Annotated in this window: 10 protein-coding genes and 4 pseudogenes; 7 read left to right on the top strand and 7 right to left on the bottom strand. The window is 29.2% G+C overall.

Going from position 1 to position 11,024, the window contains the following annotated elements; all coding sequences use genetic code 11:
* Nucleotides 1–17: 17 nt before the first annotated feature.
* Nucleotides 18–659: pseudogene (locus tag KA893_RS11330) on the top strand (DUF536 domain-containing protein); the annotation flags it as partial.
* 103 nt (nucleotides 660–762) lie between these two features.
* Here KA893_RS11330 and KA893_RS11325 read toward each other — a convergent pair.
* Together KA893_RS11325 and KA893_RS11320 are read right to left on the bottom strand one after the other, a co-directional pair.
* Entirely contained in the window at nucleotides 763–1,695 is a 933-nt protein-coding gene (locus tag KA893_RS11325) for an NADP-dependent oxidoreductase (RefSeq protein WP_041080751.1), read from the bottom strand.
* Nucleotides 1,696–1,711: 16 nt separating this feature from the next.
* Nucleotides 1,712–2,110, bottom strand: coding sequence for an LLM class oxidoreductase (locus tag KA893_RS11320; protein ID WP_075340105.1), 399 nt, complete (start codon nucleotides 2,108–2,110; stop codon nucleotides 1,712–1,714).
* A gap of 420 nt (nucleotides 2,111–2,530) precedes the next feature.
* On the opposite strand from KA893_RS11320, the gene KA893_RS11315 reads away from it, so the two are divergent.
* Together KA893_RS11315 and KA893_RS11310 are read left to right on the top strand one after the other, a co-directional pair.
* Nucleotides 2,531–3,169, top strand: coding sequence for an HD domain-containing protein (locus KA893_RS11315; protein ID WP_041080753.1), 639 nt, complete (start codon nucleotides 2,531–2,533; stop codon nucleotides 3,167–3,169).
* 591 nt (nucleotides 3,170–3,760) lie between these two features.
* Nucleotides 3,761–4,668 (top strand): annotated as a pseudogene (locus KA893_RS11310) (SDR family oxidoreductase).
* Between the two features lie 105 nt (nucleotides 4,669–4,773).
* Here the strand turns inward: KA893_RS11310 and KA893_RS11305 are convergent.
* Complete coding sequence (locus KA893_RS11305) at nucleotides 4,774–5,292, bottom strand: type 1 glutamine amidotransferase domain-containing protein (protein WP_002483572.1); 519 nt, start codon at nucleotides 5,290–5,292, stop codon at nucleotides 4,774–4,776.
* A 981-nt stretch (nucleotides 5,293–6,273) separates the two neighbouring features.
* Here KA893_RS11305 and KA893_RS11300 point away from each other — a divergent pair.
* The 4 genes and pseudogenes from KA893_RS11300 (at nucleotide 6,274) to KA893_RS11285 (ending at nucleotide 8,641) form a co-directional block, all read left to right on the top strand.
* Nucleotides 6,274–6,651, top strand: a pseudogene (locus KA893_RS11300) (recombinase family protein).
* A gap of 85 nt (nucleotides 6,652–6,736) precedes the next feature.
* Nucleotides 6,737–7,624, top strand: a complete 888-nt coding sequence (gene cidR / locus KA893_RS11295) for a cidABC operon transcriptional activator CidR (protein WP_041080908.1) — start codon at nucleotides 6,737–6,739, stop codon at nucleotides 7,622–7,624.
* A gap of 110 nt (nucleotides 7,625–7,734) precedes the next feature.
* Nucleotides 7,735–8,259, top strand: coding sequence for an acyl-CoA thioesterase (locus tag KA893_RS11290; protein WP_002483565.1), 525 nt, complete (start codon nucleotides 7,735–7,737; stop codon nucleotides 8,257–8,259).
* Between the two features lie 7 nt (nucleotides 8,260–8,266).
* Nucleotides 8,267–8,641, top strand: coding sequence for a hypothetical protein (locus KA893_RS11285; RefSeq protein ID WP_002483566.1), 375 nt, complete (start codon nucleotides 8,267–8,269; stop codon nucleotides 8,639–8,641).
* A 111-nt stretch (nucleotides 8,642–8,752) separates the two neighbouring features.
* Here KA893_RS11285 and KA893_RS11280 read toward each other — a convergent pair.
* The 4 genes and pseudogenes from KA893_RS11280 to hxlA form a co-directional block, all read right to left on the bottom strand.
* A pseudogene (locus tag KA893_RS11280) lies at nucleotides 8,753–8,914 on the bottom strand (butanediol dehydrogenase); the annotation flags it as partial.
* Nucleotides 8,915–8,946: 32 nt separating this feature from the next.
* Nucleotides 8,947–9,024 (bottom strand): DUF536 domain-containing protein, encoded by a 78-nt coding sequence (locus tag KA893_RS14260; RefSeq protein ID WP_369078123.1) that lies wholly within the window; start codon nucleotides 9,022–9,024, stop codon nucleotides 8,947–8,949.
* A gap of 376 nt (nucleotides 9,025–9,400) precedes the next feature.
* On the bottom strand, nucleotides 9,401–9,949 hold the full coding sequence (hxlB, locus tag KA893_RS11270; RefSeq protein ID WP_041080925.1) for a 6-phospho-3-hexuloisomerase: 549 nt from the start codon (nucleotides 9,947–9,949) through the stop codon (nucleotides 9,401–9,403).
* A gap of 2 nt (nucleotides 9,950–9,951) precedes the next feature.
* Nucleotides 9,952–10,584: a 3-hexulose-6-phosphate synthase gene (gene hxlA, locus KA893_RS11265; RefSeq protein WP_069821667.1), complete on the bottom strand. Its 633-nt coding sequence runs from the start codon at nucleotides 10,582–10,584 to the stop codon at nucleotides 9,952–9,954.
* Nucleotides 10,585–11,024: the final 440 nt, after the last annotated feature.

Genomic DNA, 11,024 nt, shown 5'->3' with positions numbered 1-11,024 from the left:
CAGGAGTCTGGACTTGACTGAAAATTATAGAAAAAATCACTAAGAAAGAAAGTACAACGCCAAATAAAGAATCAATAAAAAAAGAAAGATTTGATGAAAATACTGCAGAGGTTGAAAAGCATATATATAATAATTCAAATAGTTTTGAGACATTAAAAACAAAAGCGAATGAATTAGAAAAGCAAATAGAAATCTTTGAAATTAGAGCTAAAAATGATGAAAAATATATTGAGAATTTAACTAAACAACTAGATCAACAAAATAGCAATGTTAATACATTAAATAAACTGTTGGAAAATCAACAAATATTAGCTTTAGAAAGTAATAAAAAGATTCAAAAACTAGAAAACCAATTAGAAGAAGAAAGACATCTTAATTATTCTTTTGATACAGCGACTAATGATAGACAAAGCGTTAATCCGCAAGAAGCAACTTTTACTGAAGAATCTCAAAATATCAACCAACAACAAAAGAAAACCCAACCAATAGAAGCAGAAGTAAATCATGAGGATATAACTGAAGAGAAAAAGGATGACAGTCCAAACGAAGACTTATTAGCGAAAGATGATAAACCATCTGAAGAAATAGGGAATGGGCCTGAGGATAGGGAAGTAGAACCACCTAAAAAGGGGTTTTGGAGTCGTTTGTTTGGTAGCTAATATAATTAATTAGGCACTAAAAGTTATAAACTTTTAGTGCCTTTTATATAGTGAGAACTTCTGAGAATCATCGGTTATGTTAATTTAAATAATAAATCATATATTATGATTTATTATTTATTACAATTTTCCCTCTAGAATGACCATTTTCACTTAATTTATGAGCCTCTCGAACAAAAGATAGTGGGAAAATAGCTTCAAAGTAAGCTTTGACAACACCATATCCATATAAATTAACAACTTCTATTAAATCTTGACGATTTAATTCTGTCCATGTGAAATATGCTGTAATTCCTTTACTTTCTGCTTTCTTTTTATTAACTTGCCCGCGTATAGATATTAGCCGGCCTCCAGGTTTCAATACATCATAACTACGTTCAAGTGTGTCTCCTGCTTGTGTATCAAGGACGATGTCATAATCATGTACATAATCTTCAAAACGTTCTGTATTGTAGTCAATGGCAACATCTGCCCCAATTGATTTTAAAAATTCATGGTTGTGTGTACTTGCAGTAGTTGCTACATAGGCACCTTTAGCTTTAGCTAATTGAATGCCAAATATACCTACTGCACCTGCGCCACCATGTATTAATACTTTATCGCCGTGTTGCATTTCACCGTATTTTATTAACGCTTGATAGACAGTCAAACCATTAATTGGAATTGTCGCACCTTCTTCAAAAGATAATGATTCAGGTTTTTTAACAACTGTGTTTTGATTAATGGCCACAAATTCTGCATAACCACCGTTTTTATCAAGTTGTTGTGTTGCAATAACTGGTGTACCTACTGTTAAATCTGTTACTTTTGAGCCGACTTTACGTATAACGCCTGATATATCCCATCCTAAAATGAGCGGTATAGGGTAATCAATTTTCCCTTCTTGTTCACCTCGTCTAACATGCCAATCGTATGGGCTAACACCTGTATTTTCAACTTCAATTAATACTTCTTCATCTGTTATCTCAGGTAGTGGTAAATTAAATTCTTGTAATACATTAGCTTCTCCATATGATTCTATTGCAAATGCTCTCATCAATATAACCTCCTAATTAGTTCACTTTGTGTGTTGGAAAATATGGAACAATGTCTTCGACAGGTATTCTAGCAAAATAAGCAACAAAAGCTAAATGATTTACTTCAATTTCTTTATACTGGTACAACAATTCTCTTAAACGATTTTTCCCTAATCTAAATTCAAGTGGTATGGGTTCAGGTAATTGATTAGGGTCTTCGTTTAAATCAACGTAAAGCATTTGGGTAAAGGGTTTAAATTGTTCATTATTATTTTTTGTAATTAAATTTCTATAATCATTAATTAGCTGTGCTTGGTCTTGAGGCGGTTTTGGATATTGAACCCAACCATCACCATGTTGGGCTATCCAAGAAATTGAACTTTGCGCAAAACCCGTAGGAAATACGGGAATTCTTTTATCTGTTTGTGGCATCATTTGTACTTTATTACCGTCAACAAACGAAATTTCATTATTTATTGACGGTGTATCTTGTGCTAATAGTTGTTCTAAAATTTCATAAGACTGTTCAAAACCAGGACTCTTTAGAGTCTTTATAGACTCCCTAAAGGAGTCTGTTATGTATTTTATTTAAATTCACACCTGTTTATAAAATGCTTAACATGTAATATTTATATAATTTATTCGTCTTAAATTAACCTTTGAAATCATTTTTATGTAGTAACTTATGTTTATACATTAACGGTACTAGAATAAAAAAGTGTTTATCTAATGTTTAAATAAATGTATTTACTTCTTTATTTATTTGTTTTCTTTATCTAATATAAAGAAAGTTTTACTTATTTTTTAAAGGGAATATTAACACTAATTCTATATTTAACAAAGGGGAGTTTTTTTATGATTAATAGTATAGATGAAATAAAAGTTCCAGATAGTAAAATTGTTCAAGATGCCCAAAAAATCGTACAAGAATACGGAAATGAATTAATATGGAATCACTCAAACAGAGTTTATTTATTTGGCGAAGTCAAAGGCATGCAAGATAAATTACAATACGATAAAGAATTACTTTATATCACTTCTTTATTCCATGATTTAGGTTTAACCCAAACATACAGTAGCGATGATTTAAGGTTCGAAGTAGATGGCGCTAATGCAGTTAGACAATTTTTAAAAAATTATAATTATAACGAACGCGATTTACAACTTGCCTGGGATTCTATTGCGTTACATACAACACTAGGTGTAGCTGAACACAAAGAAAATAATGTAGCCTTATTATTTCATGGTGTAGGAACAGACGTAATGGGCGATAATTGGGATCAATATTCTGATGAAATCAGAAAAGCAATCGTTACTAAATTCCCAAGAGGCAATTTTAAACATGATGTAATTAAATCTTTTTATGACGGTTTTAAGCATAAACCCGAAACGACTTTTGGAAATATAAAATCAGATGTAATTAAATATTTCGAACCAGAATACCCACAAAATAACTTTTGCTCATGTATTTTACGTTCCAAATGGGATAGTTAAAAATAACTAATTGCTTTATTGACGTTGAGCCTTGGAACACTTAACTAAAATTGTAAATCCGGTAGACCCAATTATTATTGCATTATAGGTCTAAAATTCATCGTTATAATTTAGTTAAATCCCGCAAGGGGGCGTTTACACGTTTGTTCCAAACGGTGCAAAAACCATAATCGACCTTCGTCGATTTTTTTATTTTAAAGTTAAAGAAATTGCTCGTGATATTCCGAGCAGTTATAAAAATTAATTTGCCTTGAATATTGCTATTACATTTTTAAAAAGTGTTGTAGATTTACAACCATAATTTTTGGATTTACATTGACGATACTGCATCGAAATAAAAATCCAATCTACTTTTTCTAGGTTGATTTTTATTTTTATACCTAAAGGCATACTTACACACCTAAAAAACGTCGTGCTAAAAACAAATTTACATGTGGTAATCCAATATCCTTATTATACATTTTAACAGTTGGTTTAAAGCAAACTTTAAAAATATATAATTTCCAACCTATTTAATTACATTTGTTTCTTAAAACGCATATATGAGCCAGAATAGAAAATAGTTCCAGGAAAGATAAAAATTGCTTGAAAATGCTAAGTTTTGACATTATACTTTTTAATCACTTAATAAAACTATTACTTAAAAATACTATTTTAATAACAGGTGCTACAGGTGGTATGGGTAATTATGCTCTTGAATTTTTGAAAAAATTAGTTCCCCAAGATGAAGTTTTCGCTTTAGTAAGAAATAAAGAAAAAGCAAGTCAATTGGAAGAAAAAGGATTTAATATAAGGTTTGGAAATTATGATGATTTTGAAGCGTTATCAAAAGCTTTTAAAGATATAGATCGTCTTTTATTTATCTCAGGGAATAAAGTTGGGCAACGTCAAAAGCAACATAAAAATGTTGTAGAAGCAGCTAAAGCAAATAGTGTTTCTTATATTGCTTATACAAGCTTTGGAAATGCTAATATTTCTAGTAGTCCGTTAGCAGAGGATCATAAATATACCGAAAAATTAATTTTAGATTCTGGTATAAATTATACATTTTTGCGTAATAACTGGTATTTAGAAAATGAATACGGGTTAATTACAGCTGCTTTAAAAAGCGGAAAATTTGTTCATTCAGGTGGAGACGGCAAAGTCGGTTGGGCATTGAAAGAAGAATATGCTCAAATAGCTGCTTATGCAGTATCAGGGGAATATGAATTTCCTAATATTATTGAAATTGGTGGAAATTTGATCACATATCGTCAATAGCAGAAGAGTTAGAAAAAATTTCAGGTAAAAGTCTTGAGATTATTGATACAGATGTTAACACGGCTTCAAAATTCTTACAGGAAAGCGCAGAATATCCTAAAGATTTAGCTGATTTTCTTGCTTCAGCACAAGAAATTATAAAAAGTGGAAGTTTAGATATTGAATCTGATGATTTAAAAAAATATATAGGAAACTCGTTACTACCGATTCAACAATCACTAAATAGATTATTAAAATAGTATAATCGCTTTAGGCTTCGATTTTGAACTGTTCTTATTAGAGTGCTAGCGATAAAGATGAAACTGTTAGTCTCTTAGATAATAAATACTGATTGATATTACAAATTATGCTTTTAATTTTTTAATAATTTCTCTATTGAAATCATCTAAGTCATCTGGGACACGACTCGTTACAATATTGTTATCTATTACAACTGATTCATCAACAACGTGTGCACCAGCATTAGATAAATCTTTACGTACATTGATAACTCCAGTTATTGTGCGGCCATTTAAATCATCAGTATCAACTAGTAAAAGTGGACCATGACAAATCGCAAATGTAGGCACATCATTTTGAGTAAAATACTTAGTAAATGTACCATAGCGACCTTCTTCATCACCACGTAAATGATCGGGTGAGAATCCGCCAGGAATTAATAATGCATCATAATTTTCTGGTTTCGCATCTGCAATGCTAACATCTACAGTTACTTTCTCCCCATGTTTGCCAACAAGTTCATGTTTTGCTGTATCTCCAATAACTTCAGTCTCAAATCCAGCATTTTCTAATGCTTCTTTTGGACTAGTCAATTCTATATCTTCAAATTCATCTGCTAAAATGATTGCTACTTTTTTAGTCATAATACAACATACCTTTCAATTATATTTTAAAACCTAAGTATTATATATAATCAACAGTAAGTAATTTTGTGACTTTATACTATGATAAATGAACGTTATGCTCATAATCTCTTTACTTAAGTACCCCTTTCTTAATTAGTAATTTACTATGAAATAGTCTTTAAAACTTATTCCAGGTTATCAAATACTATTAAATGTATTAACGAATATAGATTGTATTGTTGAGATAGAGTAGAATTAAATTATTACTTATTTCAAAACGAGAATTGGTTGAGAAATATTTACAAGCAATTGGTTGAATTGGAATATTTATTATGACAATTTTATATATCATTTCAGTAATTATACAAATCAGACAAATTAAAATTTCTTTTATTCCATTCTTAGCCTTCGATTAAGTTATTATCGAACAAGGAAGAAAAGGTTTAAAATTAAAAAATCTAACTGAAACTTATTCTGACTATGTAACTACTGCTTTTTAACTACAAAATTTAGGCGGTGGAACTGTTAAAAATATAGATATAAAAGCTTATTTAAATGGAAACGAAGTTATATAAGAAAAACACACTAATGTTTTACCTAATGAGAATTATTATTTAATGCCAATTAATAAAAAACGTTTGAAGAATTTAAAGACACAATCAAAGTAATAGTTATACAACCAATATACATATTAATATAAACTATTATAATCAAATCTCTAAGAAACAAAATAAATAACCGGTATCGAGTGAATATTGGGGAAGTTCATTAATTTAGATGATAAAGATTTATATGAACTGACGTTTGAAACTATTAATAATTAAATATGGAGAATTTTTAATAACTTGGTTTTTAGGACGCTAAGAGACGTTTTTATTTGCATCGAGAATTAGATTTCATTAATAGTTTTACCCGAAAAAGTTTAAAAGAGGCGGTATTCAAATGGCAAAAATTGGTTATTCACGTGTGTCAATAAAAAATCAAAGTCTTGATGCATAAATTGATACACTTGAGAAATATGGTTGTGAATGTATTTTTAGCAAGAAAGCAAGTAATCGTAAAATGAAAAGATTGGAACTTGATAAGTTTTTTTATTTACGAGGAGGCAATATTATAGTTCTCTATAAATTAGATTGTTTAGGACGTACAACGGAAGAATTAATTGAGTTATCTTAATGATTCGCTAAAAACAGCATTTATTTACATATTATATATATGAATGTATTAACGAAAGATGCGATGGGCAAGATATTATTTACTACGATGAGCGCATTTGTTGAATTCGAAGCTAATTTACTAAGTGAAAGTATTAAAAAAGGATTAGAAGCTTCATTACCTGAGCACAAGAAAAGAGAAATCAAAATTCTATATGATTAACAAAGATTACAGGCGAAGAGATTTGCCGAACAGACAGGTGTTAGTCGTTCATCGTTATATAGAATAATAAAAAGGAGGAAATTTATTGGAACTTAAACATATGCAGTATTTTGTAGAAGTTGTAAAACAAAAAAGTATGACCAAAGCAGCAGCTAGTCTTTTTATTACACAACCTACAATTAGTAATACAATTAAATTATTAGAAGAAGAATTAGAAGTAATCTTATTTAATAGATATAAAAATCAAATATACTTAACTGACGCAGGAGAAGCTTTCTTTTCTCAATGTAAAGAAATGCTTAAAATGTATGATAATATCCCTAATGAATTAAGTAATTTATTAGAATTAAAAACTGGACGTTTAAAAATTGGAATACCTACTATTATTAATATAAGAATATTAATTAAATTAATTTCGCAATTTCATGAAATGTATCCTAATATAACTTTTCAACTTTTTGAAAATGGTAGTAAAAAAATTGAAAACGATATATATTATGGTGATTTAGACATGGGAATTACCGTGCTGCCTACAAATAATAAAAACTTTAATACATTCTCTTTTTTAGAAGAAAAATTAAAATTGGTTGTTCATAAAAATCATAAATTATCTAAGAGAAAAACGATTAATATTGACGATTTAAAAGAACAAGAATTTATTTTATTTAATTCTGACTTCTATTTAAACGATAAAATCAAAAATACGTGTAGAAATTATGGCTTTAATCCTAATATGATTTTTGAAACCACCCAATGGAGTTTCATAGAAGAAATGTTATTAAATAATCTGGGAGTATGTATATTACCCGAAGGAATACTAGAATTATTAGATAATAATTTAAAAGCCATCGATATTAATGAACCTTCTATGAAATGGGAACTTGCCATTGTTTGGAGAAAAGATATTATAGTTGATTCTTTAACAAAAAATTGGATTAAATTTCTTCAAGAAAACTTCTTAATTAACTATTAAATATAAAGGCATTTGAGAAATTTATGGCTGTATAAAAAAAAGATATTTTATACTTATATACTCTCGCTCTATAATTAGAAGGTAAAAAATTATAGAAACGGGAGTTTTTTATGGAAAATTATAAATTTCCTAGTGATAGTAAAATTGTCAGTACGGATCAAGTATTAATTAATGATTTAAACAATTATAATACCCTATTTGGAGGGGTGTTGATGAAAAAAATTGATAATAACGCAACGCTATCAGCTAGAAGACATGCAAGAGTTAAAGAATGTGTTACAGCTTCTACCGATTCAGTAGAATTTTTATATCCAATCACGCAATCTGATTCAGTTTGTATAGAATCTTATGTAGTTTATACAGGAGAAAAATCTATGGAAGTATTTTGTAAAGTCATTTCAGAAGATATGATTACTGCAGAAAGAAAAATTGCTGCTTTAGCTTTTCTTACTTTTGTAGCTTTAGATGAAAAGAAAAAACCAATTAAAATACCCAAAATCTCTCCTCAGTCCAAAGAAGAAAAATTATTATTTATGGACGGCGAAGAAAGAGCTAAAATGAGAAAAATTAAAAGATCGCGAAGTAAAAATATAATTGAGTCTCTTGATATCAATAAGCCATGGGAATTGGAGTAGTGATAAAATGTTTACTGAAATGGAAGAATTAAACCAAGCTAAGTTAGATTTGAAAAAACTAAGAAACGAGTTTCCTAGTATGTATGAAAAGTTAGAATATATAGCTAGTTTGACACGACAATTAAGTATCCACTATAAATATTTAGGATTACTCATGTTTTCAGATAACCCTAAAACTATTCAAAATGAGAGACCAACTTTAATAAGAGAATCTGTTTTAAAATTATATGAACAAGAAGTTGAAAAAGTTAAAAATGATAGAGATTTTATATTTTTTAAAGATATGATGTTAAAATTCCAAAATGTGAAGTATTCACAAATATTTCTTATTATTTTAGGTGCCGAACCTAGTTTTGTATTTAACAATACAATCATTAAATAATTGTATTGTTAAATATCCTTAGATTAACGAATTGTAAAAACTCACAAATACTTGACTAAATGAAACTATGTTTTAGTTAATAAAAGAGCCCCCTATATTAGGGAGGCTCTTTTATAACTTAACGAGAATTTTTGCTTGTGATTTATCATTTAGGAGTTGTTCAAATCCTGACTCCACAATATCATCTAGCTCTATCTCATCAGTGATAACATCTTTAACTTTTAAATTACCTTCATTAATTAAATCTATTGTTTGTTGAAATGTAGTAGGTGTATCAAAGGAATAATTAAGCAGCCTCTTTTCCTCTAATTGATTTTTGAATATTTTTTATTACTCTCTAACGTCAAAACTTGCTGATTCTTAAGCAATCTTTGATCTTTAATGCAACTATTTTCTATTCTGGCTCATATATGCGTTTTAAGAAACAAATGTAATTAAATAGGTTGGAAATTATATATTTTTAAAGTTTGCTTTAAACCAACTGTTAAAATGTATAATAAGGATGTTGGATTACCACATGTAAATTTGTTTTTAGCACGACGTTTTTTAGGTGTGTAAGTGTGCCTTTCGATGCAGTATCGTCAATGTAAATCTAAAAATTATGGCTATAAATCTGCATCACTTTTTAAAAATGTAGTAGTGATATTCAATACTAATTAATTTTTATAACTACTATGAAATATCTCAGGGCGTTTCTTTAAATTAAAAATACCCCACAAATAAATGTGGGGTATTAAAGTGAATTATCTTTTGTAGGTTTTATTCCAGATTAGCATGATTTTGCTGCATTGTTTCTTCATCAACGTTTATCTCAGTCATTAAATCTAAAACAATACTATCTAAAAACACCTGTGATGCTTGTTCAAATAAGCTACCTAGAGGTTGTGCTGAACCTTCAACATCATATTTCGTTCCTGCCGGTAATTCAATCACTGCATTTGCAAGTTCACCAATCTTTGACGTTGGATTTGTTGACAATAATACAACTTCTGAACCTACAGCTTTAGCTTTATCTGCTAATAATCTTAAATGCTCTGTCGAACCTGAGCCAGAAAGGATAACAAACAAATCTTTTTCGGTAATGGAAGGTGTAGTTGACTCACCAACTACATGTGCACCTTTCCCAAGCTGATTCAATCTCATCGCAAAACTATTTGCTACAAAACCCGAACGTCCTTTTCCAGATACAAAAACGTGCTCTGCTTTAATAATTTGCTTTAAAAACGTTTCGGCTTCACTGTCTTTCACATGTGATAATGTGTTGTCTATTTCATCTAGTATTAAACGATAATTTGTGATTTCTGTCATCATTATTTTCCTTCAATCGCAGCTCTACATTGTTTAGCAGCTTCTACAGGGTCATCAGCATTTGCAATGCCGCCACCAACAATAATTAAATCAGGATTTTCTACAACAATATCTTTAATTGTATCTGGTTTAATACCACCTGCAACTGCTACTTTAGAATTACTAATTACAGATTTAACTTTACGTAAACTTTCTAAAGGAGATTGACCTTCAGCTTGTAAGTCATAACCAGTATGAACAGCGATATAATCTGCGCCTAAATCATCTAAATCTTTCGCACGTTTTTCTAAATCTTGTACTGCAATCATATCTACTAATAACTGTTTGCCATGTTTATGTGCTTCATCAACTGCTGCTTTAATTGATGCATCTTCTGCAACGCCTAAAATTGTTACTATGTCTGCACCAAATTTAACTGCTTGGCTTACTTCGTAATCGGCAGCATCCATAATTTTTAAATCTGCTAATACTTTTACACCATCAACATTATCATTTAAATGTTGTACAGCTGGTAATCCTTCATTTATAACAATTGGTGTTCCAATTTCTACGATATCTACATGATCTTTAACTTTATTTGCTAATTCTGCAGCATCCTCTTTATTTAATAAATCAATTGCTAATTGTAATTCCATATGTTACTACCTCCTATATATTATATTATTCATTATGGTATTATTTGCGACAAATAACAATACTGACATTTTTGTCACTATATAAATTAAAGACGTTGTGTTGTTAATTAAATATAATAATAAAGAATTTTATATACCCCAATATTTAGCTTTTCTATAATTGGTAGAAGATGAAAATCACTTTTATCTTCTATCTTTTGCAAATTAATCGTTTAAGATTAAGTGAATTATAAAATAAACTACTCAGCGTATTTTATTAAAAAACTTCAAAAATTAGAGCAAAACAAAATCATTGAAAGAATTGTCTCCCCAGTAGTCCCCTAAAGTAAAATGTAAATTTAGTGAATTAGGATTACACCTTGATAAAGTAGTTTCTTCAATTTTTAGTTGGGGAGATGATTTTCTAGATACAATTAAAAAGGTTCTGTTGCAAAGTAAAA

This window comes from Staphylococcus sp. GDY8P126P, assembly GCF_017891965.1.
In the GTDB taxonomy this organism is placed as follows: Bacteria; Bacillota; Bacilli; order Staphylococcales; family Staphylococcaceae; genus Staphylococcus; species Staphylococcus saprophyticus.
The sequence above is the reverse complement of the archived record's forward strand: the minus strand, read 5'-3'. Positions and strand labels throughout refer to the sequence as shown.

Excerpts from the sequence above, each read along its gene's own strand:
- hxlB (WP_041080925.1), bottom strand. The coding sequence starts at position 9,949 with ATGACAGAAATCACAAATTATCGTTTAATACTAGATGAAATAGACAAC.
- KA893_RS11285 (WP_002483566.1), top strand. The coding sequence starts at position 8,267 with ATGTTTACTGAAATGGAAGAATTAAACCAAGCTAAGTTAGATTTGAAA.
- KA893_RS11315 (WP_041080753.1), top strand. The coding sequence starts at position 2,531 with ATGATTAATAGTATAGATGAAATAAAAGTTCCAGATAGTAAAATTGTT.
- KA893_RS11305 (WP_002483572.1), bottom strand. The coding sequence starts at position 5,292 with ATGACTAAAAAAGTAGCAATCATTTTAGCAGATGAATTTGAAGATATA.
- KA893_RS11325 (WP_041080751.1), bottom strand. The coding sequence starts at position 1,695 with ATGAGAGCATTTGCAATAGAATCATATGGAGAAGCTAATGTATTACAA.
- hxlA (WP_069821667.1), bottom strand. The coding sequence starts at position 10,584 with ATGGAATTACAATTAGCAATTGATTTATTAAATAAAGAGGATGCTGCA.
- KA893_RS11320 (WP_075340105.1), bottom strand. The coding sequence starts at position 2,110 with ATGATGCCACAAACAGATAAAAGAATTCCCGTATTTCCTACGGGTTTT.
- KA893_RS11290 (WP_002483565.1), top strand. The coding sequence starts at position 7,735 with ATGGAAAATTATAAATTTCCTAGTGATAGTAAAATTGTCAGTACGGAT.